This is a genomic window from Microbacterium sp. NPDC064942 (assembly GCF_049545525.1).
Lineage (GTDB): Bacteria > Actinomycetota > Actinomycetes > Actinomycetales > Microbacteriaceae > Microbacterium > Microbacterium gawkjiense.
In genome coordinates, this window is the sequence record NZ_JBMWDR010000001.1 from 200641 (window position 1) to 225242 (window position 24602).

The following is a 24602-nucleotide window of genomic DNA, read 5'->3' on the forward strand; positions in this document are numbered from 1 at the left end:
CCGGGAGCGTCAAGAAGATTCAATCACCGGTTGAGGGTTTACGATTTGCGACTTGACCGGAGCGAATCACACGGGTGTAATTAGGCATCGGCCGCACCGCGGCGAGTGTCTACAGGTGGGAGAGCAAGATGACGGGTTACCGTTCCGGCGTTCCCGAGAATTGGTTCGTCGACCCGGTGAACCTCGGGGTGCCCGGTGTCCGCCGGCGTGTCGAGACCGACGAGGACACCGCGCTCGCGTGGCAGGCCGATGCGCTCTGCGCACAGACCGACCCCGAGGCGTTCTTCCCCGAGAAGGGCGGCTCGACGCGTGACGCCAAGCGGATCTGCACGTCGTGCGACGTCCGCGGCGAATGCCTCGAGTACGCGCTCCAGAACGACGAGCGCTTCGGCATCTGGGGCGGACTGAGCGAGCGCGAGCGCCGCAAGCTCAAGCGTCGCGCGTCCTGACACGATCCGCGCCACCCCGTCCGTCCTCCCCGAGTCGGGCGGGTCGCGACCTAGGCTGACCTGGTCATGCCCCCCCGAGTACACGCGATCCTCGTCGTCCGCCCCCACGGACGAGGCCCCACGGATCTCCATCTGAGCCGCACGCTGCGCGCGCTCGCCGCCCAGACGCGGCGAGCCGACGTGCTCACCGTGGTCCTCTGCGGACCCGACGAGACCCTCACCCGCCTCGCCTCCGAGTCCGGTGCGGAGGCGGTGATCGTCGCGGGCCGGAACACCGGCTTCGCGGAGGCCCTGCGTCTAGCCGGCCGTCGCATCTCGGGCGACGCGGTGTGGCTGCTCGCGCAGGACACCGCCCCCGCCCCCGATGCCCTCGCCCGGCTGGCCGGTGCTCTCGAGACCGCGCCGTCCGTCGCCCTCGCGGCGCCCAAGCTCGTCTCCTGGGACGATCCGACCCGCATCGTCTCGCTCGGCGTCACCCTGACGCGGACGGGGCGCACCGTCGGACTCGCCGACGGCGAACTCGACCAGGGCCAGCACGACGCCGGCGAGGACGTCCTCGGCTCCGACATCCGCGGCGTCCTCGTCCGTGCCCAGGTGTGGCAGGCGCTGGGGGGCGTCGACCCGGGGCTCGCCGGCGCGGACGAAGGTCTCGACCTCGGCATCCGCGCCCGATTGGCCGGCGGGCGCGTCGCTCTCGCACCGACCGCGATCGTCGCCGTCGCAGGAGACGGTGTCGCCGGTACCCCCACGGGGCGCTCCGCGGGTGCGCGCGGCCGGCGGCTCTACGCGGTGCGCAAAGCGCAACTGCACCGCCGGCTCGTCTACGCCCCCGCCCCGGTCGTCCCTCTGCACTGGCTGTCACTCCTGCCACTGGCCCTGTGGCGCACCCTCGGTCATCTCGTCGCGAAGAACCCGGGCAGGATCGGTCCGGAGTGGGCGGCATCCGTCTCGGTCCTGGTCGGACTCGCGTCCGTCATCCGGGCGCGCCGCACGATCCGCCGGACCCGCACGACGTCGTGGCTGTCCCTCGCGCAGCTGCGCATCGGTCGACGGGACCTGCGCGAACGCCTCGAAGACGAAGCGGATGCCGCCACCGCGCCGCGCGAGGAGCTCCGGTTCTTCAGCGGCGGCGGGGCGTGGGTCGTGCTGGGCGCCCTGGCCACGTCGCTCCTCTCCTTCAGTGCCCTGCTGGCGTGGCCGGTCCTCGGCGGCGGCGGACTCGCGCCGCTGCGCAGCGGCGTCGTCGCGCTCTGGACCGACGCCGCCTACGGGCCGCGTGCGCTCGGATGGGACACCGTCGGGCCCGCCGATCCGTTCGCGGCGGTCGTCGCGCTCATCGGCTCGCTCTCGCCGCTCGCGCCGTCGCGCGCTCTCGTGATCCTGTGGCTGCTCGCGCTGCCTCTGGCCGCCCTCGGCGGCTGGTTCGCGGCCACCCGCGTGACCGAGCGCTCGGTGCTGCGCTGCACGGTCGCGTTCGCCTGGGCGGTCGCCCCGACCTTCCTCGTCGCGCTCGTCGAGGGGCGGCCGGCGGCCGTCATCCTCCATCTCGCGCTGCCGTGGCTCGTCTACACGGCGACCGCGGCGCGTCGTTCCTGGAGCAGCGCGGGTCTCGCCTCGATCCTCCTCGTCATCGTCGTCGCGTGCGCGCCGTCGCTCGCCCCCGGGCTCGGTGCGCTGTGGCTCGTCGCCCTCATCCTCGCGATCGTCGCGCGGCGGGGCCGCGGGGCGGGCCGCATCATCTGGCTCGTGATCCCCTCTATCGCCGTCTTCCTCCCCCTCGTCTGGTACCACCTGACGAGGGGCGACCCGTTGGCCGTGTTCGCCGACCCCGGGCGCCCGCTGGCCGTCGCCGGCAACCCCGACGGACTGCTGCCGAAGATCCTCTTCGCCTTCGGCTACCCGTCGACCGACGGCGCCGGCTGGCTGCAGTTCCTCGGCGAGGACGGCCGGGCATGGTGGGTCGCGGCCTTCACCGCACCCGTGCTCGTGCTGGCGCTGCTGGGCCCGGCCCTCGGCCGGCTCCTCCCCGCCTCGCTCGCGCTCGTGGCGGCGGGCCTCGGCGTCGCGACCGCGGTCCTGGCCTCCGGCATCGCGCTGACGGCAGGCAGCTCCGGACCGGTCGCGATCTGGCCGGGGAGCGCGCTCTCGCTCGCGTGGGCGGGCCTGCTTCTCGCCGCCGTCGCCGGGCTCGACGGGTTCCGCCGCGTCGACGCGCTCGTGCCGGTGGCGGCATCCCTCGTCATCGCGTTCCTCGCCATCGGCGCCGTCCCGGCCCTGACCGCGGTGATCCGCGGCGACGCGGCCCTTACGGACGGGCCCGCCAGCACGCTCCCCGCCTACGTGCAGACGGCGGGCAGCGAAGGGGAGCGGGACGGCGAGCAGACGGCGACGCTGGTCCTCACGGTCCAGGCGGATGCCGCCTACTCGGCCGCCGTCGTCTGGGGAGCGAGCGAGACCCTCGGCGGTCAGACGACCGTCCAGTCCACGCGCCCCGCGCTCACCGCCGGTGACCGCGAGCTCGCCCACGTGACCGCCGACCTGGTCTCCACCGCGACGGGTGACGTCGTGGCGGACCTCGCCCGGCACGGCATCGCGTACGTGCTCCTCGAGGAGGCGCCGGGGGAGAGCGACGTCGCGCGCGCGGCCCGCCTCGGCGCGCAGAACCTGCTCAATCAGCGAGCCGACCTCGTCAGCGTCGGCGAGACGGCGCGCGGGGCGCTGTGGAGCGTCGACGGGACGATCTCCGAGCGCACCGTGGACGACGCCTCAGGTCCGCATTCGATCCGCGTCGCCCTCCTGCAGCTCGGTGTCATCGTGGTCGCGCTCCTGCTCGCCGTCCCGACCCGCGCCAGCCTGCGCGCCGGGCGCCGGCATCCGCGCATCATCGGCGAAGGGGTCCGGCTGTGACCGCGGCGCGGACCGTCCGCCGCGGGGTCGGGGCGATCGTGAGCCTCGCCGTCGTGGCCGGCGCGTTCCTCGTCATCACGACGCCGTGGCAGGGCGTCGAGCGCTCGACGCTGTCGATCACGACACGACCCGAGCCCGCGACCTCCGTCCTCTCCTGCGACGGTCCGCTCGTCGCGGTCGGGCGTGACGTCGAGGACCCGGGCGCCCTGCAGGTCGCCGCGGGCGCGAGGATCGTGTCGGGCACGGCCGCCGGGTCGCCCGAACCGGTCCCCGGCGAGATCGCCTCGGCGATCGAGGGCGCCGACCCGATCCCGTCGTTCTCCGCCGAGCCCGTCGACCGCGTCCGCGCGGACCTGGCCGCCGCGCAGTCCGCCCGGGTCGCAGCTGACGACCTCGCCGGCTTCGCCGCGTCGACGTGCGCCCCGCCCGCCATGGAGACCTGGCTCGCCGCCGGCAGCGGTCTCACCGGCGCCGCCGACCTGGTGGTGATCGCCAACCCCGGCGACGTCGCGTCGCGCGTCGATCTCACGGTGTTCGGCGCCGAGGGGCGCACCGCCCCGGAGGCCGGCACGAACATCCTCGTCCCCGCGGGGGAGCAGCGGATCGTCCCCCTCGCGGCGCTCGCCCTGAACGAGGCGCGCCCCGTCGTCCTCGTCTCCGCGAGCCAGGCGCCGGTGCAGGCCGCCCTCCAGTCGACGCTCACCCGGACGCTCGTCCCCGTCGGCGTCGATCAGGGCGGCGCCACCGGACTGCCGCGCATGCAGCAGACGATCCCGGCGTTCTCGGCGGTGGGCGGCGGCGACGAACCCACCGACACGACGATCCGTCTGCTGGCGCCGTCCGACGACACGACGGCATCCGTCACCGTCACCCCCGTGGGCGGGTCGATGACGGCGGCGTCGTTCACCGACCTCGCGCTCACCGCGGGGGTGCCGATCGAGGTCGACCTCGAGACGCTCCCCGAGGGGCGCTACCGCGTCGAGGTGCAGGCGGGTGCTCCCGTCGTCGCCGCCGCGCACACCTCCACGGGAGCGGATGCCGGGTCGGACTTCGCGTGGTACGGCACCGCCGACGACGTCCGCGTCCCCACACTGGTCGCGGTCTCGGACGGCCCCCGTCCGCAGCTCGCGCTCGTGAACCCGGGCCCGCAGGAGGTCGCCGCGGTGCTCGCGGACGGCGCCGGGGCGGGCGAGCCGCGCGAGGTCCGCGTGCCCGCCGGCGGGTCGGTGTCCGTCGACCTCGCCGCCGGGGAGCTCTACCGCCTGGATCCGGCGGGCGGGACGCTGCGGGCGAGCGTGACCTTCACCGCCTCCGACGCGATCGCGGGCTACGCGGTCGTGCCGGCCGACGCGGCGGCCGCACCGGTCGTGGTCCGGCCGCGCTGACGGGATCGCGGTTCAGAACCGGAAGCGGTCGGGACCGAGGTCCCAGGGATCGCGGTCGAGGTACTCCGCGGCCGCGCGGAACACGCAGCTCTCGATCATCATGCGCCGGTGCAGCTCGTCGTTGCGGTGCAGCCGCGCGAGGCGCTCGATGGGCAGGCGGAACAGCACGATCCGCTTCTGCTCGGACTGCACCACCCAGCGCGGGATGCCGTCGACGTCGGCGGCGTCCGGCATCCATCCGATGTCGAAGCGGACCTCACGCAGTTCGGGCCAGGCGCTGCGCAGGAACTCGACGGCCGTCGCGACGGTCAGGTCGAACTTATCGGCGCGCGTCTCGATGGCCGGCAGCGGCGGCCGGACGACCGGGCTGCGGTCGAGGCGTCCGTGCCGGCCGTGGCGGTCGGGGCGTGCGGTCGGGCGGGCGCGACGCCTCACGAATCCCCCTTGCAGCGCATGACGCCATCCTAGGCGCCCGGTGCCGCCGCGTCGGGCGCTCGCCCGATGTCCGCGCGCCAGGGGGCGATGCCGCGGGCGATCAGCGCGAGCGCGGCCTCGAAGGCGTCCGGTGCCGGTGCGGCGGCCGACTCCGGTGAGAGGGCGACAACGGATGCCGCGGTGCCCCAGGCATCCGCCGCTCGCCGCTGCTGCTCGTGGAAGGTGACGCCCACGACGTAGTGGGTGACCGCGTCGGCGACGACGTCCGCAGCGGGGGAGTCGTCGAACGTGCGGAGCCCGTCGTGCACCGGGGAGGCGACCAGTCCGAGGGCGAGCGAGCTCGAGACGACCTCCGCGCCGTCGCGGTGCGCGAGCAGGCGGTCGTGCAGGCGGCGCCCGAGCGTCACCGCGGCCCGCTCGAGATCATCGGGGTCGCCGTCGCGGAGCGCGACCGGGGCGAGGATGCGGGCGCTCACTTGAGCCAGCAGCTCCTGCTTGCTCGCGACGTGCCAGTAGAGCGCGCTGGGCTGCACCCCGAGCTCCTCGCCGAGGCGGCGCATAGACAGGTCGGGCAGGCCGACACGGTCGAGCAGGACGAGGGCCGCGTCGACGACGTCGTCTTTCGACCGCCGGGCGCCGCGGGGGTTTGGATCGCGCGGAGACATGCCGCTACCCTACCTGAACGGTGTTCACGTGAACGCTGTTCAGGAGGATGACATGACCCACGACCACCCCGCCCGCACCCCGCGGCTCGACACGACCGACCTGGCCCGCGCCGCCGTCTTCGCCGGTGTCATCGCGATCCTGGGGCTGCCGGGGTCGTTCTCCGTCTTCGGCGGGGTGCCGATCACGGCGCAGACCCTCGGCGTCATGCTCGCCGGCGCCGTCCTGGGACCGCTCGTGGGCGCCGTCTCGGTCGGCACGCTGCTCGTGCTCGTCGCCGTCGGCCTGCCGCTGCTCGCGGGCGGCCGCGGGGGAGCAGGTGTCTTCGTCGGCCCCACCGCGGGATACCTGGTCGGCTGGCTCGTCGGTGTCGTCGTGATCGGCCTCATCGTGCACCTGGGCGGCCGGCGGCCGGTGTGGTGGCGGACCTTCGCGGGCGTCGTGATCGGTGGGGTGGTCGTGGTCTACGCGTGCGGCATCCCGATCCAGAGCCTCGTCATGCGCATCGGAGTGGACCAGGCCCTCCTCGCGAACCTCGCGTTCGTCCCGGGCGACCTCGCGAAGGCCGTCGTCGCGACGGTCGTCGTCGCCGCGCTCGTGCGCGGCTATCCGCGCGCGTTCCGACGGACGTGGGCGTCGCGCGCGGCCGCCCCGCGTGAGGCGGCGCCGGTCCGGTGACGAGCGCGCTCCGCCTCGCCGACGTGTCGGTGCGGCTGGCCGACACCGACGTCCTGCGGGGGATCGACCTCGCCGTGGATGCGCGGACCGTCGCGATCGTCGGCGACAACGGGTCCGGCAAGTCGACCCTCGCGCGGCTGATCGGCGGGCTCGTCCGTCCGACGAGGGGCCGCGTCGAGGTGCTGGGGCTCGACGCGGCGAGGGATGCCGCGGCCCTCCGACGTCGCGTGGCGGTCGTCTTCAGCAATCCCGACGCCCAGATCATCATGCCGACGGTGGCCGAGGACGTCGCCTTCTCGTTGCGTGCGGACCGCCTGCCGCGGGCGGAGCGCGACGCCCGCGTCGCCGCCGCGCTGGAGCGTTTCGGGCTCACCCCGCTCGCGGACCGGCCCGCGTACGAGCTGTCAGGCGGGCAGAAGCAGCTCCTCGCCCTGTGCGGCGCGTTCGTGCGGACGCCGGATCTCGTCGTGGCGGACGAGCCGACCGCGTTCCTCGACGGTCGCAACGCCCACCTCGTCGCGGGTCACCTGCTCGCCGACACCGGCCACCGACTCGTCGTCGTGACGCACGACCTCGAGCTCGCCGCGCGATGCGACGTCGCGGTGCGGGTCGACGACGGACGCATCGCCCAGGTGGGGGAGGCGCCGGACGTGGTCGCCGCGCACACCGCGAGGTGGCGGTGCTGACGCTGTACCGCTCCGGCGACGGTCCGTGGCACCGGATGCCCGCCGGACGCAAGACCGTGCTCCTGCTCATCCTCGTCCTCGCCGTCTCGCTGCTGCCTCCCGCCTGGCCGGCCGCGGTGGCGGCGTCCGTGCTGTGCGTCGCGTGCTACGCGGTGCCGGGCGTCGGGGTGCGGGAGCTCGGGCGGCAGATCTGGGCGCTCCGCTGGCTCGTCCTCGTGACTTTCGGCATCCCGTGCCTCTTCCTGGGTGTCGAGGCCGCCGCCGTCGGCACGGTCCGCATCGTCGCCGCGGTCGCCCTCGCGGGCCTGCTGTCGCTGACGACGCCGGTCGCGGTCCTCCTCGACGTCGTCGAGCGGGCGCTGCGACCGCTGCACCGCGTGGGGGTGGATGCCGCCCGCACGGCCCTCCTGCTCGTCGTCACGCTCGGCACGGTGCCCACCCTGGCCCGTCTCGCGCGCGAGGTGCGCAGCGCGCAGCACGCGCGCGGCGCCCGCGGCATCCGGGTGTTCGTCGTCCCGTTCCTCGTCCTGGCGCTCCGCCACGCGGACGACCTGGGCGACGCCCTGACGGCGCGTGGCGTCCGCTGAACCCGGCGCGGCATCCCGGTGGCGGGGGAGGCGCCGGATAGCGTGGACGCGATGCTCGACAGACTCTGCTCCAAGGTGGGCTGCGCCCGCGAGGCCGTGACGACCCTGACCTACGACTACGGCGACCAGATGGCCGTCCTCGGTCCGCTCGGCGCCGGGAACGACCCGCACGCGCACGACCTGTGCGCCATCCACACCACTCGGATGTCGGTGCCCAAGGGCTGGGTCGTCGTGCGTCACGAGACCCTCCGCGTCTGAGCCCGCGTGGGAGAATGGGCGCGTGCCCACTCCCGTGAAGACCATCGAACACGTCGTCGCCGACCTCTCGCTCGCCGATGCCGGCCGTCACCAGATCCGCCTCGCCGAGAACGAGATGCCGGGTCTCATGGCGCTGCGTGAGGAGTACGGTCCCTCGCAGCCCCTCGCCGGCGCGCGCATCGCCGGTTCGCTGCACATGACCGTCCAGACCGCGGTGCTCATCGAGACCCTCGTCGCCCTCGGCGCCCGGGTCCGCTGGGCCAGCTGCAACATCTTCTCGACGCAGGACGAGGCCGCCGCCGCCGTCGTCGTGGGACCCTCCGGCACCGTCGCCGAGCCCGCGGGGGTGCCGGTGTTCGCCTTCAAGGGCGAGACGCTGGACCAGTACTGGGAGCTCGCCGACCGCATCTTCGACTGGTCGGAGGAGGGCTTCGACGGCCCCAACCTCATCCTCGACGACGGGGGTGACGCGACGCTCCTCGTCCACAAGGGCGCCGAGTTCGAAGCCACGGGCGCCGTGCCCGAGGCGGGCCCCACCGACTCCGCCGAGTACCGCATCGTGCTCGAGACGCTCCGGCGCTCGCTCGCGCGCGACCCGCAGCGCTTCACGCGCATCGCGGCCGGTCTCCTCGGGGTGACGGAGGAGACCACGACCGGCGTGCACCGCCTCTACGAGCTCCACGCCGCGGGCAAGCTCCTGTTCCCCGGCATCAACGTCAACGACTCTGTCACGAAGTCGAAGTTCGACAACAAGTACGGCATCCGTCACTCGCTCCCCGACGGCATCAACCGGGCCACCGACGTCCTGATCGGCGGCAAGGTCGCGTTCGTCGTCGGGTACGGCGACGTCGGCAAGGGGGCCGCCGAGGCGCTGCGCGGCCAGGGCGCGCGCGTCATCGTGAGCGAGGTCGACCCGATCTGCGCCCTGCAGGCCGCCATGGACGGCTACCAGGTCGCCCGGCTCGAGGACGTCGCCGACCAGGTCGACATCGTCATCACGGGGACGGGCAACACCCGTGTCGTGACCGTCGACCACCTGCTCTCCCTCAAGCACCTCGCCATCGTCGGCAACGTCGGTCACTTCGACGACGAGATCGACATGGCCGCGCTCGAGTCGCTGCCCGGTGTCGAGAAGATCGAGATCAAGCCGCAGGTGCACGAGTACCGGCTGCCGACCGGGCGCAGCATCCTGGTCCTGTCCGAGGGGCGTCTGCTGAACCTCGGCAACGCGACCGGACACCCGTCCTTCGTCATGAGCGCGTCGTTCACCAACCAGGTGCTCGCCCAGATCGAGCTGTACACGAAGCTCGACGAGTACCCGACGGGGGTCTACGTCCTGCCGAAGGCGCTCGACGAGAAGGTGGCGCGGCTGCACCTGCCGGCCCTGGGCGTGCAGCTGACGCAGCTCACCGACGAGCAGGCCGCCTACATCGGAGTGCCCGTCGACGGACCCTACAAGCTCGATCACTACCGCTACTGACCACGCGACACGCCCGGCTCGACTCTCTTTTGATCTGATCAAAAAAGAACTAGACTGAGGGCATGACCGATCCCGCCCCGAACCCCGACATCGCGCTCCGCGACGCCGGTCTGCGGGTGACGGAGTCGCGTCGTGCCGTCTTCGCCGCGCTCGCCGCCCACCCGCACGCCAGCGCGGAGGCGCTCTACGCCGCCGTGGCGGACGAGCTTCCCAAAGCGAGCCGGCAGTCGGTCTACAACGCGTTGCACGACTTCGCGGATGCGGCCCTCGTCCGCCGCATCGAGCCGGCCGGGCAGCCGATGCTCTTCGAACTCCGGGTCGACGACAACCACCACCACCTCGTCTGCACGTCGTGCGGGCGTGTGGAGGATGTGGACTGCGCCGTCGGCGCCGCTCCGTGCCTGCATCCCTCCGACGACCGCGGGTTCCGCATCGCGTCCGCCGAAGTCACCTACTGGGGTCTCTGCGCCGACTGCGCCGCCGAGACCGCCGCCTGACCATCCCCTCTCCCACACCCCGAACGGAAGGATCACCATGAGCGACCGTGACCCCCAGGCCGAGCCCCTCGGCGCCGAGGCCACCGACGTCGACCAGGCCGTCACCCCCATCGACACGCCGGTCGACGAGCGCGCCGACGGCGAGGACCGTCCGCGTTCCAACGAGGCCGACGGATGCCCCGTCTTCCACGGCGCGCCCGGTGCGGACCGCGAGAACCACGGCGCACAGCCGCACCCGACCGTGGGGTCTGCGAACCAGGTCTGGTGGCCGAACCAGCTGAACCTCCGCATCCTCAAGAAGAACCCCGCCGTCGGCAACCCCGTCGGCGAGGACTTCGACTACAAGGCCGCGTTCGAGAGCCTCGACCTGGCCGCCGTGAAGGCGGACATCGCCGAGGTCCTCACCACCTCGCAGGACTGGTGGCCCGCCGACTTCGGCAACTACGGACCGCTCATGATCCGCATGGCGTGGCACTCCGCCGGCACCTACCGTGCGACCGACGGTCGCGGCGGCGGCGGCACCGGCCAGCAGCGTTTCGCGCCGCTGAACAGCTGGCCCGACAACGTCAACCTCGACAAGGCCCGCCGACTCCTCTGGCCCGTCAAGAAGAAGTACGGCCAGTCGCTGTCGTGGGGCGACCTCATGATCCTCGCCGGCAACGTCGCGCTCGAGACCATGGGCTTCGAGACGTTCGGCTTCGGCGGCGGCCGCCCCGACGTGTGGGAGCCGGACGACGACGTGTACTGGGGACCCGAGACGACGTGGCTCGCCGACGAGCGTTACAGCGGCGACCGCAACCTCGAGAAGCCGCTCGCGGCGGTCCAGATGGGTCTCATCTACGTCAACCCCGAGGGCCCGAACGGCGAGCCCGACCCGCTGAAGTCGGCCCGCGACATCCGTGAGACCTTCGGGCGGATGGGGATGGACGACGAGGAGACCGTCGCGCTCATCGCCGGTGGTCACACGTTCGGCAAGACCCACGGCGCCGCGCCCGACACGAACGTCGAGGCGAACCCCGAGGCCGCCGGCATCGAGCAGCAGGGCCTCGGCTGGAAGAACAACCACGGCACCGGGAAAGGCGACGACACCATCACGTCGGGCCTCGAGGTCACGTGGACCTACCACCCGACCCGGTGGGACAACGAGTTCTTCCACATCCTCTACGCCTACGAGTGGGAGCTCATGCGCAGCCCCGGCGGGGGGCACCAGTGGCGGCCGAAGAACGGTGCCGGCGCCGACATGGTCCCGCTCGCGCACTCCGACGGCCGCCGCGAGCCCCGCATGCTCACGAGCGACCTGGCGCTGCGCACCGACCCGGCGTACGACGCGGTCTCGCGCCGCTTCAAGGACGACCCGGTCGCGTTCGGCGACGCGTTCGCCCGCGCCTGGTTCAAGCTGACCCACCGCGACATGGGCCCCGTGGTTCGCTACCTCGGACCCGAGGTGCCGCAGGAGGAGCTCATCTGGCAGGACCCCGTGCCCGCGGTGGACCACCCGCTGATCGACGAGGCCGCCGCCGCCGACCTGAAGCAGCGCATCCTCGCGACCGGCCTGACGGTGTCGCAGCTCGTCTCGACGACGTGGGCCGCCGCATCCACCTTCCGCGGCAGCGACAAGCGCGGCGGCGTGAACGGCGCCCGCATCCGTCTCGCTCCGCAGAAGGACTGGGAGGTCAACAACCCCGCCCAGCTGCAGACGGTCCTCGCCGCCCTCGAGGGCGTCAAGGCCGCCTTCGACGCCGAGCGGACGGACGGCACGAAGGTCTCGCTCGCCGACCTCATCGTGCTGGCGGGTAACGCCGGCGTCGAGAAGGCCGCGAAGGATGCCGGGGTCGAGGTCACCGTGCCGTTCCACCCCGGTCGCACCGACGCGTCGCAGGAGCAGACCGACGAGCACTCGTTCGGCTACCTCGAGCCGGCGGCCGACGGGTTCCGCAACTACTACGGACCGAACGCGTTCCTGCCCGCCGAGCACCACCTCATCGACAAGGCGAACCTGCTGACCCTGAGCGCGCCCGAGACGACCGTCCTCGTCGGCGGCCTCCGAGCCCTGGGGGCGAACTGGGACGGCTCGTCCCACGGCGTGTTCACCGACCGGCCCGGCGTCCTCACGAACGATGTGTTCGTGAACCTGCTCGACCTCGGTGCCACGTGGAAGCCGCTCGACCCCGGATCGCATGCGTTCCGCGGAACGGCGGCGGACGGTTCCGAGATCGGTGTCGGCACCCGCGTCGACCTCGTCTTCAGCGCGAACTCCGAACTGCGCGCGCTCGCCGAGGTCTACGCCTCGGACGACGCCGCGGAGAAGTTCGTCCGCGACTTCGTCGCCGCGTGGACGAAGGTCACCGAGCTCGACCGGTTCGACCTCCACGCCTGACCCCCGCCGGTCACCCGCACGGCCCGTCCCTCCGGGGCGGGCCGTGCGTCGTCCCGCCGGGCAGGTCACGGTTCGGTTACTGTGGACTCACCCGTGGGCGGAGCACCGGCATCCGCTGACCCCGAAGGACGACATCGGCCCTATGACATCGCGCATCCTGGTTGTCGACGACGACACCGCTCTCGCAGAGATGATCGGCATCGTGCTGCGCACCGAAGGCTTCGACGTCGCCTTCTGCGCCGACGGCGGCACCGCGGTCGACGCGTGGCGGGACGAGCGTCCGGATCTGATCCTGCTCGACCTCATGCTGCCGGGGATGGACGGGATCGAGGTGTGCACGCGGGTGCGCGCCGAGTCCGGCGTCCCGATCATCATGCTGACGGCCCGCACCGACACCGCCGACGTCGTTCGCGGGCTCGAATCCGGCGCCGACGACTACATCGTCAAGCCCTTCAACCCGAAGGAGCTCGTCGCGCGGATCAAGACCCGGCTGCGCCCCACGGCCGAGGCGCGCTCCGAGAGTCTGCGCATCGGGGACCTCACCGTCGACGTCGCGGCCCACGAGGTGCGCCGCGGGGATTCCCCGATCGCCCTCACGCCGCTCGAGTTCGAGCTCCTCGTCGCGCTCGCGTCCAAGCCGCAGCAGGTCTTCACCCGCGAGATGCTGCTCGAGCAGGTCTGGGGTTATCACTACAAGGCCGACACGCGCCTCGTGAACGTGCACGTCCAGCGCCTGCGGGCGAAGGTCGAGCGCGACCCCGACAACCCGCAGATCGTGACCACGGTGCGCGGCGTGGGCTATCGCGCCGGCGCCGCGGTGTGACCACCGGGAGCCCCCCGCCGTGTCGGTGACCGCCCGCACCGGCACGCACACCGTCGTCCCGCCGTGGCGCGACTGGCGGTCCTGGCAGCGCCGCGTGCAGTACGCCTGGCGTCGCTCGCTGCGCTTCCGCACCCTGTCGGTGACCCTCACCCTCACGGCGCTGACGATCCTCGTCGCGCTCGTCTGGATGTCGCTCGCGATCCTCACCGACCTCTACGAGTCGCGCGCCGAACAGGTGCAGGATGCCGCGCAGCGCGCGACGCAGGCGGCGCAGAGCACGTTCGACGCGGCGGTCGTCGACAGCGACGAGGTCGCCCTTCAGGTGCTGATGGACGAGGTCCGGCGCGAGATCCTGTCGCGGCAGGCCGGGACGACGATGCTCGCGGTCTTCCGCATCGACGACGAGCCGTCGGCGATCGCGCCGCAGAACTTCGAGGCGGGCGGTCTCGAGGAGTCGATGATCTCTCCCGAGCTGCGCGAGAGCGTCCGCCTCACGGGGGACCAGCAGTGGTGGCAGTCGATCGGGCTGCCCGAGGCCGACGGGGGCGAGACGCCCGGGATCGTCGTCGGTCAGCAACTGGTGCTGCCCGAAGCGGGGGCCTACGAGGTGTACTTCGCCTACGACCTCGGGTCCGAGGCGCAGACCCTGCAATTCGTCCAGGTGACGCTGTGGGTCGTCGGTGTCGCCCTGCTCGTCCTCATCGGCGGGATCTCGCTCTTCGTGCTGCGTTCGGTGACCGTCCCGATCGCCCAGGCCGCCGAGACGAGCGCGAAGCTCGCGGCGGGGGACCTGGGCGTCCGGCTGCCGGTGCGCGGCGAGGACGAGTTCGCGACCCTGGGCCGGTCGTTCAACGCGATGGCCGACAGCATCGAGGGGCAGATCAAGGAGCTCGCCGAGCTCTCGCTCGTCCAGCAGCGGTTCGTGTCGGACGTCTCGCACGAACTGCGGACGCCCCTGACGACCATCCGACTCGCGGCCGACATGATCAACGATCAGCGCGACGAGTTCGACGCGTCGACCGCGCGTGCCGCAGAGCTCCTGCACGCGCAGGTGCAGCGGTTCGAGGTGCTCCTCGCCGACCTCCTGGAGATCAGCCGCTACGACGCCGGCTCGGTGCAGCTCGAACTCGAACCGACGAGCCTCGCACACCTGGCGGAGGACGTCATCGAGTCGATGGCGCAGCTCGCCGAGCAGCACGGCAGCGACGTGCGACTGGTCGCCCCCGGAGGCTACTCGCCCGTCGACATGGACCCGCGCCGCATCCGCCGTATCGTCCGGAACCTCCTCGGCAACGCGATCGAGCACGGCGAGGGCCGGCCGATCGTCGTGACCGTCGACAGCGACCAGCGCGCCGTGGCCCTCGGCGTCCGCGACTACGGTCTCGGGATGAGCGAGGCCGACGCCGAGCGGGTCTTCGACCGGTTCTGGCGCGCCGACCCGTCGCGTCGACGCACGATCGGCGGGACGGGTCTCGGACTCTCGATCGCCCTCGGCGACGCGCGACTGCACGGCGGCACGCTCGAGGTCTGGTCCGAGCTGGGCGGCGGCAGCCATTTCGTCCTCACCCTGCCGCGGCAGGCGGGAGAGCACCTCTCGGGCCCGTCGCCCATCGAACTCGATCCCCGGGACGACGCCGCCCTCGGCGACCTCGGCCTCACCCAGCCCATCTCCCTGCCGCCCCGGGAGGAGAACCCGTGACCGTCCGTCGTCCGCTCGGTGCCGCCGTCCTGGTGGTCGTCGCCCTCGTCCTCTCGGCCTGCGCCGGGCTGCCCCTCGGGGGTCCCGTCCACGTCGGCAAGGCGATCGACGAGGTCGAGGGTCCGCCCGATTTCGCGTTCGTCCCGGACGGTCCGGTGAAGGATGCCACGCCCCAGCAGATCGTCGAGGGGTTCGTCGCGGCCGGTTCCGGCCCCCGCGGCAACTGGGAGGTCGCGCAGGAGTTCCTCACGACCCCGTTCCGTCAGCAGTGGCAGCCGCAGGCGAACGTCACCGTCTATCGTCCGGGGGAGAGCTCGATCTCCTCGCCCGCCGAGAACGAGATCGTCTTCACGGTCGACCCGGTCGCCAACGTCGACGCCACCGGATCGTACGAGCCGGCCGAGCAGGGCCGCATCCCGTTCGCCTTCTCCCTCGCCCAGGAGGACGGGCAGTGGCGCATCTCCCAGGCACCCGACGGCATCGTCCTCGACGCCAACCGCTTCGCCTCGGTCTTCCAGAGCTACGATCTCGCCTACTTCGACCGGGGGTGGGACACGGTGATCCCCGACGTCCGCTGGTTCCCGTCGACCAACCCGGCCACGCGGATCACCGCCGCGCTCGTGTCGGGCACGCCGAGCCCGTGGCTGGCCGAGTCCGTGCGCACCGCGTTCACGGGCGAGGTGGGTCTCGCGCAGCCGTCGGTGCCCGTCGAGGCGGGGGTCGCGCGCATCTCGTTCGACCCGGCGATCCGCGACCTCGGCCGCGAGACGATCGCGCGCATGAAGACCCAGCTCGGCGCGAGCCTGGCGGGCGCCGGCATCCTCGACGTGCAGCTGCTCGTCGGGGACGAACCGTTGGACGTGACCGCCGTCCCGACCCGCTCGACCGCGGTCGACGCGCGCCCGCTCGTCCTCCAGGACGGCAGGTTCGGGTTCCTTTCGGGCAACGACCTCGACGAGGTCGACGGCTTCGGGGAGGCCTTGCAGAGTCTCGACGCCCGGGCCGTCGAAACGGATGCCGCACGCCGGACGGCGGCGGTCCGGACGGGCTCCGGCGCGATCCTCCGCGTGCCCGCGAACGGCGAGTACACCGAGCTCGACACCCGCTCGGGCATGACGAAGCCGTCGATCGACACCGAAGGCTACATCTGGACGGTGCCTCGGGACCAGCCGGAGGAGGTCGTCGCGTACGGTCCCGACGGTACCGCGCAGACCATCCCGTCCGGCTGGGTGGGCGCAAGCGAGGTGAGCGCGATGCGGGTCTCCCGCGACGGTGCCCGGATCGCCGCGCTCGTGCGCAGCGGAGGCGGGTCGGCCGTCTGGGTGGCCGGCATCGTCCGGGACGAGAACGGGGCGCCGGTGTCGCTCGGCCAGCCGCTGCTCGTGGCGAACCTCGCCGGTCGCGGTGTCGACCTCGCGTGGGTCGACGGCGCGACGATCGCCCTCGTCTTCGTCGACGGCGATCAGCGCGTCGTCCGTGAGCAGACGATCGGCGGGCAGGGCACGGAGGTGCGCGCGCCCGACGACGTCGTCGCGATCGCCGCCGGGAACCAGAGCGGCAGCGCGCGGCTGCTGACGTCCGACGGCAGCCTCTACGTGCAGCGCGGCTCCTGGCAGGTGATCGCCTCCGACGTGTCGGCCCTCGCCGTCCAGCAGGGTCTCCCCGGGTGAGTCCTCCTCCCCACCCGCCGCGGTGGGGAGACCCTCCTCGTTCTGCGCCGCCCGCGGGTGGGCGGGCGTGCCGGAGCGGCAGGCTGAGCGGATGCCGACTCCCGCCGCTCCCGGCGTCGCCGTGCGCCGCGCCGTCGCCGACGCGCTCGCCGTCGTCTTCCCGGTCGCCTGCGCCGGATGCGACGAGGCGGATCGCGACCTCTGCGGCGCGTGCCGGCGCCTGCTGAGCCCGACGCCGATCGTCCGCCGCCTGCCGAGCGGTCTCGAGGTCCGGAGCGGTCTCGTCTTCGAGGGGGTGCCGGCCCGCGTCATCCGTTCGTTCAAGGAGGACGGGCGCACCTCGCAGGCCCGGGCGCTGGCCGCTGCGCTGGCGGCGGCGTGGCCCCTCGACGTCGACGCCGTCCCCGTCCCGGTGCCGGCGAGCCCGGCGTCGCTCCGCCGCCGCGGGTACGCGCCCGTCGAGCTGCTCTGTCGGCGCGCGGGATGGCGGCCGCACCGGCTCCTGCGTGTCGCGCGGCGCACCGCCGATCAGCGTTCTCTCGCGAAGGAGCAGCGCGCCGCGAACCTCGCCGGCGCGCTCGCCGTCCGTCCTCGGGCGCATCGCCTCCTGGGGGATCTGCGCGTCGTCCTCGTCGACGACGTCGTGACCACGGGAGCGACCCTCGAGGAGGCGGCGCGTGCCCTCCGTGCGGCCGGGATCCCGGTGGTCGGCGCCGTCACGGTCGCGGCCACGCCCCGGCGGGCGGGCTCAGGGGATTCATCGTGATCGGGTCGTGACACGAGCGGTGACCGGCACTACGGTGGGGGGACACAAGGCGAACCGAGGTCCGCCCTTGACCGGGTGGACCGGAACAAGGAGGTCAGGGATGGAGATCAACATCGTCGGTGTGGGCGTGAGCGTCAGCGATCGTTTCCGCACAGTCGTCGAGGAGAAGTCCGCCCGCATCGAGCACCTTGCCCCTCGAGCCCAACGGCTCGACATCAAGGTGACGCATCGCACCTACCACAACGGGGGCCGCGAGGACGAGACCGTCGAGGTCACCCTCACCGGCAAGGGACCCGTCGTCCGCGCCGAGGCGGTGGACGGCGACAAGTTTGCCGCCCTCGATCTCGCGATCACCAAGCTCGCCGAACAGATCCGCCGCGCGAAGGAGAAGCGCGTCGACGCGCGCAACCACCCGCGCGGCGCCAAGCTCGAGAAGGGCACCGGCACGTTGCAGGGCATCGACGTGCAGCCCGCGTCCGTCGACGTCATCCGCGCCGTCGCGACCGGCGAGGTGCCCATCATGACCGGCGCCGAGGACGAGGAGGACTACACCCCCGTGGTCATCCGCACCAAGCGGTTCGACCCCGAGTGGATGACCGTCGAGGACGCCGTGGACCGGATGGAACTCGTCGGTCACGACTTCTTCCTCTTCATCGACGCCCGCACCGACCAGCCGAGCGTCGTCTACCGCCGCAAGGGCTGGGACTACGGCGTGATCTCGCTCACGACCACCGCCGCACCCGCGGAGCTCGTCTCCTGACCGACGAGCGGTGACGAGGAGGGCGGATGCCGCACGGCATCCGCCCTCTTCCGTGTCCGGCGTGCGACTCAGCGTGCCGCGAGGGCTCCGAGGACCGCGTCGCTGAAGGGTGGCCAAGCCTCGGCCGCCCATTCGCCGAAAGGCCGGTCGGTGAGGGCGACGAGGGCTCCGCCCGCCCGCGGGTCGACCCAGAGGAAGGTGCCGGACTGGCCGAAGTGGCCGAAGGTCTCGGGGGAGTTGTGCGCCCCGGTCCAGTGCGGGCTCTTCGTGCCGCGGATCTCCAGACCCAGGCCCCAGTCGTTCTCGCGCTGCAGACCGAAGCCGGGGAGGACGCCTCGCAGACCCGGGAAGGCCACACCGGTCGCTGCGGCGAGCGTCGCGGGGGCCAGCAACCTCGGCCGCTGCAGCTCCGCCGCGAACCGGGCCAGATCGGTGCACGAGGACGCCCCGCCCGCCGCGGCGGAACCGCCGATCGTGGTGGACGTCATCCCGAGCGGGGCGAAGACCGCCTCGTGCGCGTACGCATCGAAGCCGATGCCGGTCTCCGATTCGAGCAGGTCCGCGAGCACCTCGAATCCGGTGTTCGAGTAGAGGCGCCGCTCCCCGGGCTCCGCGCGGAGCGTCGACGTCGAGAAGTCGTACCCGGCCGTGTGGGCGAGCAGATGGGCGACCGTCGCCCCGGGCGGGCCCGCGGGCTGGTCGAGGGAGAGGGCGCCCTCCTCGACCGCGACGAGGGTGGCATAGGCGCTGAGGAGCTTGGTGACCGAGGCGAGTCGGTAGACGCGGTCCTGGTCCCCGGCGGACGCCGCCGCAGTGCCGTCCGCCGTCACGACGACGGCGGAGGCGTGGGGGACGCCCCAGGTCTGCGACAGGGCGAGCGCGTCGTCGAGGGCGGCCATCAGTCGAACATGCCGTCCAGCAGACCGCCGATGACGAGTCCGCCGAGCAGGCCGCCGGCCAGGCTGCCGCCGCCCATCCCACCGCCCATCCCTCGACCGCCGTATCCGCCGTTCCCCCAGTCGTTCGGCCGGGACGAGTCGATGTCGCGCTGCGCCAGCTGCAGCGCCTCGCCCGCCAGGTGCGCGGCGCGACGGGCGAGACCCATCGCCTCCTCGCGGTCGTCCTCGCCGATCGGGCCCGAGAAGCGCAGCAGGTCGCCGCGGATGCGCTCGGCCTCGGCGAGCCGGGTGCGGGCGTCGGCGCCGATCCACCCGCGGTGGCCCGAAATCACACTGCGCGCGACCCCGATCTGGCGGTCGGCGTCGTCGATCGCGTGGCGCACGTGCTCCTCGGACGGCACCGGACGCTCGGCGCGTTCCCGCGCCTTGGCGACGGCCGCGTCGAGCGCGGCGTTGGCGGCGCGCAGACGGGTCAGTTCGGCGAAGGGGTCGGGCTTGCTGCCCGCGGGGGTGAGCGAGGCGAGCGCGGCCTCGAGCTCGGCGGCGGCGGCCGCGACGGCCGGGGTGCCCAGCATCGGCTGCGCGACGATCAGGTCGTCGCGCGAATCGTCGACGATGGCCGCCAGGGTCGACTCCGCCCGTAGCGCCTCGATCTCGAACGTGTCGACGGCCTCGACGAGCGTCCCCGCCCGCCGCGAGGCCTCGATCGCGGTCTCGAGGGCGAGGTTCGCCTGCTCGCGCTGACCGCTGTCGCGGCGGCGCTCCGAGACCTCGGCGCTGTGCTCGGCGAAATCCAGCAGCTGGGCCGCTTCGGCCGCATTGCCCAGCACGGTGCGCATCGCGGCATCCGAGTACCGCGTGGACAGTCGCTCGAGGCTCGCGTTCAGTGCGGGGAGGCGCTCCCGCAGGCGCGTCACGTCCGCGCGGATGCCGGCGATGATCTCGGGCGCGCGCCGGGCACGGGCGATCGCCTCGGCGAGGGACTCGGTGCGGTCGTCGAGCAGGTCCTCGGCCCATTCGCACAGCTGGACGATGCGCGCGTTGCGCGTGCGCAGCTCCTCGGGGGTGTCGGGGATCTCGTCGTGGTTCAGCTGGTGCAGCTGGAACGCCTCGCCGAGGTGGTGGCGCACCGCCGCGAGCGCCTCGCGCAGCGGAGCGGTCGCCTCGCGCCCTAGCTCGATCTCGGCGTAGGACAGCTCGTCGTCCGTCACGCGGATGCGCTCGTCGGCTGAGACGAGCGCCGCCCCCGCCTTGCGGCTGAGCTCGGCGTCCTGTGCCTCGATCTCCGCGTCCTCGCGCTTGCGTCTTCCCCAGAAACCGGCCATGGGCCGATCTTACGGGCCGACGGATGCCGCCGGTCGACGCGCGGGGGAGAGGCCGGATGCCCCCAGCAACCTCGTAGGTCACAGGCGGATAACATGGCGGTGTATGTCTGCGCGTCCCGCGCACCGGCATCCCGACATCGCACGTCGGGGTGGCGAATCGACAGATGGAGATCCTCCGTGGCGAACCCCCTCGAGAAACTGCTTCGTGCCGGTGAAGGCCGCGTCCTGCGCAGGCTGCAGCAGGTCGTGAAGGCCGTGTCGGCCCTCGAAGAGGACTATGCGCACCTCACCGACGAGGAGCTGCGCGGCGAGACCGCCGAACTCCGCGCCCGCTACGAGGCGGGCGAGAGTCTCGACAAGCTCATGCCCGAGGCCTTCGCCGCCGTCCGCGAAGCCGCGAGCCGCACCCTCGGCCAGCGCCCCTACGACGTGCAGGTGATGGGTGGGGCCGCCCTCCATCTCGGCAACATCGCCGAGATGAAGACCGGTGAGGGCAAGACCCTGACCGCCGCCCTCCCGGCGTACCTCAACGCGATCGCGGGCAAGGGCGTCCACGTCATCACGGTCAACGACTTCCTCGCCTCGTACCAGTCCGAGCTCATGGGTCGCGTCTACCGCGCGCTCGGGATGACCACCGGCACCGTCGTCTCGGGTCAGAACCCCGAGGTGCGCCGGCAGCAGTACGAAGCCGACATCACCTACGGCACCAACAACGAGTTCGGCTTCGACTACCTGCGCGACAACATGGCGTGGCGCCGTGAGGACCTCGTGCAGCGGGGTCACTTCTACTGCATCGTCGACGAGGTGGACTCGATCCTCATCGACGAGGCGCGGACGCCGCTCATCATCTCGGGCCCGTCCTCCGGTGAGGCGAACCGCTGGTTCACCGAGTTCGCGAAGATCGCCCGCACCCTCGAGGCCGGTGTCGACTTCGAGGTCGACGAGAAGAAGCGCACGATCGGTGTGCTCGAGCCCGGTATCGAGAAGGTCGAGGACTACCTCGGCATCGACAACCTCTACGAGTCGGCGAACACCCCGCTCATCTCCTTCCTCAACAACTCGATCAAGGCGCTCGCCCTGTTCAAGCGTGACACCGACTACGTCGTGATGAACGGCGAGGTGATGATCGTCGATGAGCACACCGGCCGCATCCTCGTGGGGCGTCGCTACAACGAGGGCATCCACCAGGCGATCGAGGCGAAGGAGGGTGTCGCGGTGAAGGCCGAGAACCAGACCCTCGCCACCGTGACCCTGCAGAACTACTTCCGCCTCTACGAGAAGCTCTCCGGCATGACCGGTACCGCCGAGACCGAGGCGGCGGAGTTCATGTCGACCTACAAGCTCGGTGTCGTCCCGATCCCGACGAACAAGCCGATGATCCGCAAGGACCAGTCCGACCTCGTCTACAAGAACGAGCAGGCGAAATTCGCGCAGGTCGTGGAGGACATCGCCGAGCGTCACGCCTCCGGTCAGCCGGTCCTCGTCGGAACCGTGAGCGTCGAGAAGAGCGAGTACCTCTCCCGCCTGCTGGCGAAGAAGGGCATCAAGCACGAGGTCCTCAACGCGAAGAACCACGCGCGCGAGGCCGAGATCGTCGCCCGCGCCGGTCGCTACGGCGCCGTGACGGTCGCCACGAACATGGCCGGTCGAGGCACCGACATCATGCTCGGCGGCAACGCCGAATTCCTCGCCGTCTCGGAGATGAAGGCCAAGGGCCTCGACCCCGTCGAGACGCCGGACGAGTACGAGGCCGCGTGGGAAGAGGTCTACGCCGCCGTCAAGGAGAAGGTGCAGGAGGAGGCCGACCGCGTCGTCGAGGCGGGGGGACTCTACGTCCTCGGCACCGAACGACACGAGTCACGCCGTATCGACAACCAGCTCCGCGGTCGCTCGGGCCGTCAGGGCGACCCCGGCGAGAGCCGGTTCTACCTGTCGCTCACGGACGACCTCATGCGACTGTTCCAGTCGGGTGCGGCCGAGGCGATCCTGGCCCGCACGAACTTCCCCGACGACGTGGCCATCGAGTCCTCGATGGTCTCGCGCGCGATCAAGAGCGCTCAGGCGCAGGTGGAGGCGCGCAACGCCGAGATCCGCAAGAACGTCCTCAAGTACGACGACGTCCTCAACCGGCAGCGCGAGGCGATCTACGCCGACCGCCGGCACATGCTCGAGGGCGACGACCTCTCGGAGCGCATCGAGCATTTCCTCGAGGACACCATCGCCGCGATCATCGACGAGCACACCGGTTCCGGCCACAACGAGAGCTGGGACTTCGATGCGATGTGGGCCGAGCTCGGCACCCTCTACCCGGTCGGCGTCACGATCGACGAGGTCGTCGCCGAGAGCGGCAGCAAGGGCAAGGTGACCCCCGAACTGCTCAAGCGCGAGCTGCTCTCGGACGCCAAGATCGCCTACCGCAACCGCGAGGAGAAGCTCGGAGCGCCCGCCATGCGCGAGCTCGAGCGTCGCGTCGTGCTGCAGGTCCTCGACCGTCGCTGGCGCGACCACCTCTACGAGATGGACTACCTCAAGGACGGCATCGGCCTGCGCGCCATGGCGCAGCGCGACCCGCTCATCGAGTACCAGCGCGAGGGGTACCAGATGTTCCAGTCGATGATGGCCCAGATCAAGGAGGAGTCGGTCGGCTTCCTCTTCAACCTCGAGGTCGAGGTCCGTCAGACCGAGGGGGGCGACATCGAGGCGAAGGGCCTCGCCGCGCCCGAGATCGACGCGCAGAAGCTGCAGTACACCGCCCCGAACGACGCGGGCGAGGTCGAGGTGCGCAACGAGCGCGGCCAGGTCCAGCAGGCGGCGACCAGCAAGGCACGCCAGCGTGAGGCCGAGCAGGAGGCCCCCGCCGACGCCCCTCGCGGCTCCTTCGGGCAGCAGGTGCAGGCACCGGCCGAGGCTGGCAACCGCGCGCAGCGACGGGCGTCCGGTAAGAAGAAGTGATGTCGGTCCGACGGTGTCGGCCGGGCCACCGGACCGCCATTGGCCCCGTCGGGTCCCCGATATCCTGAACCGATGAGCCCGCGCACCTTCGACCAGTCATCCAAACTCAAGGACGTCCTGTACGAGATCCGCGGAGCCGCCCTGGTCGAGGCCGACCGGCTGCAGGACGAGGGTCACACGATCCTCAAGCTCAACACCGGCAACCCCGCGATCTTCGGATTCGAGGCGCCGTTCCAGATCGTCCGCGACATGATCGAGGCGGTCCCGCAGGCGCACGGCTACTCCGACTCCCGCGGCATCATGTCCGCGCGGCGGGCGATCGTCTCGCGGTACGAGGAGGAGCCGGGCTTCCCGAAGTTCGACCCCGATGACGTCTACCTCGGCAACGGTGTGTCCGAGCTCATCACGATGACGATGCAGGCGCTGCTCGACGAGGGCGACGAGGTCCTCATCCCCGCACCGGACTACCCGCTGTGGACCGCCATGACGAGCCTCGCCGGCGGCACCCCGGTGCACTACCTCGCCGACAGCGAGAACGGCTGGCAGCCCGACCTCGAGGACATCCGGGCCAAGGTGACGCCGCGCACCAAGGCGATCGTCGTGATCAACCCGAACAACCCGACCGGCGCCGTCTACACCCGCGAGGTGCTGCAGGGGATCGTGGAGATCGCCCGCGAGCATCAGCTCCTCTTGCTCTCCGACGAGATCTACGATCGCATCCTCTTCGACGGCGCTCGGCACATCCCGCTCGCGACCCTCGCGCCGGACCTGCTCTGCCTGACCTACAACGGACTGTCGAAGACTTACCGCGTCGCCGGGTACCGCTCGGGGTGGATGGTCATCACGGGACCGAAGAAGCACGCTGCGGGCTTCCTCGAGGGCATCCAGCTGCTCGCCTCGACACGTCTGTGCCCCAACGTCCCCGCGCAGTTCGCCGTCCAGGCGGCGTTGTCTGGTGTCCAATCCATCGATGCGCTCATCGCACCGACAGGTCGGCTCCATGAGCAGCGGGATGCCGCCTGGGCCGGCCTCACCGCCATCCCCGGCGTCACCTGCGTCAAGCCCGAGGGCGCCCTGTACGCCTTCCCCCGGCTCGACCCCGAGGTTCATGACATCCACGACGACGCCAAGTTCGTCTATGACTTCCTCGTCGCCGAGCACGTGCTGCTCGTGCAGGGGACCGGGTTCAACTGGCCGACGCCGGATCACTTCCGCATCGTCACGCTGCCCGAGGCGCGGGTGCTCACCGAGGCGATCGAGCGCCTCGGCAACTTCCTTGCGTCGTACAAGCAGTAAGGGGCCGCGA

General features: G+C 71.9%; 21 protein-coding genes. 17 read left to right on the forward strand and 4 right to left on the reverse strand.

Annotation, left to right across the window (positions count from 1 at the left end):
• The first annotated feature begins 128 nt into the window (after positions 1-128).
• The 3 genes from ACPEH2_RS00910 to ACPEH2_RS00920 all read left to right on the forward strand — a co-directional run bounded on the left by ACPEH2_RS00910 (position 129) and on the right by ACPEH2_RS00920 (position 4741).
• Complete coding sequence (locus ACPEH2_RS00910) at positions 129-449, forward strand: WhiB family transcriptional regulator (protein ID WP_082886057.1); 321 nt, start codon at positions 129-131, stop codon at positions 447-449.
• Positions 450-515: 66 nt separating this feature from the next.
• Positions 516-3356, forward strand: coding sequence for a glycosyltransferase family 2 protein (locus ACPEH2_RS00915; RefSeq protein ID WP_423718041.1), 2841 nt, complete (start codon positions 516-518; stop codon positions 3354-3356).
• Positions 3353-4741, forward strand: coding sequence for a DUF5719 family protein (locus tag ACPEH2_RS00920; protein WP_423718042.1), 1389 nt, complete (start codon positions 3353-3355; stop codon positions 4739-4741). The genes ACPEH2_RS00915 and ACPEH2_RS00920 overlap by 4 nt, the downstream gene beginning before the upstream one ends.
• A gap of 12 nt (positions 4742-4753) precedes the next feature.
• On the opposite strand, the gene ACPEH2_RS00925 is transcribed toward ACPEH2_RS00920, so the two are convergent.
• A complete protein-coding gene (locus tag ACPEH2_RS00925; protein ID WP_359918101.1) occupies positions 4754-5176 on the reverse strand; it encodes a metallopeptidase family protein in 423 nt (140 codons plus the stop codon).
• Positions 5177-5205: 29 nt separating this feature from the next.
• Entirely contained in the window at positions 5206-5841 is a 636-nt protein-coding gene (locus ACPEH2_RS00930; protein ID WP_423718043.1) for a TetR family transcriptional regulator, read from the reverse strand.
• Between the two features lie 52 nt (positions 5842-5893).
• Between ACPEH2_RS00930 and ACPEH2_RS00935 the strand changes: the two genes are divergently transcribed.
• The 12 genes from ACPEH2_RS00935 (at position 5894) to hpf (ending at position 18120) form a co-directional block, all read left to right on the forward strand.
• Positions 5894-6517 (forward strand): biotin transporter BioY, encoded by a 624-nt coding sequence (locus tag ACPEH2_RS00935; protein ID WP_359918097.1) that lies wholly within the window; start codon positions 5894-5896, stop codon positions 6515-6517.
• Complete coding sequence (locus ACPEH2_RS00940; protein WP_359918095.1) at positions 6514-7203, forward strand: energy-coupling factor ABC transporter ATP-binding protein; 690 nt, start codon at positions 6514-6516, stop codon at positions 7201-7203. The genes ACPEH2_RS00935 and ACPEH2_RS00940 overlap by 4 nt, the downstream gene beginning before the upstream one ends.
• Positions 7197-7790, forward strand: a complete 594-nt coding sequence (locus ACPEH2_RS00945; protein WP_423718044.1) for an energy-coupling factor transporter transmembrane component T — start codon at positions 7197-7199, stop codon at positions 7788-7790. Before ACPEH2_RS00940 ends, ACPEH2_RS00945 begins: the two co-directional genes overlap by 7 nt.
• A gap of 51 nt (positions 7791-7841) precedes the next feature.
• A complete protein-coding gene (locus tag ACPEH2_RS00950; RefSeq protein ID WP_064002410.1) occupies positions 7842-8048 on the forward strand; it encodes a DUF3499 family protein in 207 nt (68 codons plus the stop codon).
• 22 nt (positions 8049-8070) lie between these two features.
• Entirely contained in the window at positions 8071-9528 is a 1458-nt protein-coding gene (gene ahcY, locus ACPEH2_RS00955) for an adenosylhomocysteinase (protein ID WP_359918092.1), read from the forward strand.
• A 62-nt stretch (positions 9529-9590) separates the two neighbouring features.
• Positions 9591-10025, forward strand: coding sequence for a Fur family transcriptional regulator (locus ACPEH2_RS00960; protein WP_253035197.1), 435 nt, complete (start codon positions 9591-9593; stop codon positions 10023-10025).
• Positions 10026-10062: 37 nt separating this feature from the next.
• A complete protein-coding gene (gene katG / locus ACPEH2_RS00965) occupies positions 10063-12402 on the forward strand; it encodes a catalase/peroxidase HPI (protein ID WP_359918090.1) in 2340 nt (779 codons plus the stop codon).
• A gap of 142 nt (positions 12403-12544) precedes the next feature.
• On the forward strand, positions 12545-13225 hold the full coding sequence (gene mtrA / locus ACPEH2_RS00970) for an MtrAB system response regulator MtrA (RefSeq protein WP_217531226.1): 681 nt from the start codon (positions 12545-12547) through the stop codon (positions 13223-13225).
• Positions 13226-13244: 19 nt separating this feature from the next.
• The gene (mtrB, locus tag ACPEH2_RS00975) at positions 13245-14924 is read left to right on the forward strand and encodes an MtrAB system histidine kinase MtrB (protein WP_359918088.1); all 1680 of its coding nucleotides are present in this window, start codon (positions 13245-13247) and stop codon (positions 14922-14924) included.
• Complete coding sequence (locus ACPEH2_RS00980) at positions 14921-16594, forward strand: LpqB family beta-propeller domain-containing protein (protein ID WP_359918086.1); 1674 nt, start codon at positions 14921-14923, stop codon at positions 16592-16594. Before mtrB ends, ACPEH2_RS00980 begins: the two co-directional genes overlap by 4 nt.
• Before the next feature lie 91 nt (positions 16595-16685).
• Entirely contained in the window at positions 16686-17360 is a 675-nt protein-coding gene (locus ACPEH2_RS00985) for a ComF family protein (protein ID WP_359918084.1), read from the forward strand.
• Positions 17361-17460: 100 nt separating this feature from the next.
• Positions 17461-18120 carry a ribosome hibernation-promoting factor, HPF/YfiA family gene (gene hpf, locus ACPEH2_RS00990; RefSeq protein ID WP_064001411.1) on the forward strand — a complete coding sequence of 220 codons (660 nt, stop codon included), beginning with the start codon at positions 17461-17463 and terminating at the stop codon, positions 18118-18120.
• A gap of 68 nt (positions 18121-18188) precedes the next feature.
• Here the strand turns inward: hpf and ACPEH2_RS00995 are convergent, their stop codons facing one another.
• The gene (locus ACPEH2_RS00995) at positions 18189-19019 is read right to left on the reverse strand and encodes a serine hydrolase domain-containing protein (RefSeq protein WP_359918082.1); all 831 of its coding nucleotides are present in this window, start codon (positions 19017-19019) and stop codon (positions 18189-18191) included.
• Positions 19019-20344: a hypothetical protein gene (locus ACPEH2_RS01000; RefSeq protein WP_359918080.1), complete on the reverse strand. Its 1326-nt coding sequence runs from the start codon at positions 20342-20344 to the stop codon at positions 19019-19021. Before ACPEH2_RS01000 ends, ACPEH2_RS00995 begins: the two co-directional genes overlap by 1 nt.
• 177 nt (positions 20345-20521) lie before the next feature.
• Here ACPEH2_RS01000 and secA point away from each other — a divergent pair, with 177 nt between their 5' ends.
• Both secA and ACPEH2_RS01010 read left to right on the forward strand, forming a co-directional pair.
• The gene (secA, locus tag ACPEH2_RS01005) at positions 20522-23296 is read left to right on the forward strand and encodes a preprotein translocase subunit SecA (RefSeq protein WP_064001414.1); all 2775 of its coding nucleotides are present in this window, start codon (positions 20522-20524) and stop codon (positions 23294-23296) included.
• Positions 23297-23368: 72 nt separating this feature from the next.
• Entirely contained in the window at positions 23369-24592 is a 1224-nt protein-coding gene (locus tag ACPEH2_RS01010) for a pyridoxal phosphate-dependent aminotransferase (RefSeq protein WP_064001415.1), read from the forward strand.
• The last annotated feature ends 10 nt before the right edge of the window (positions 24593-24602 follow it).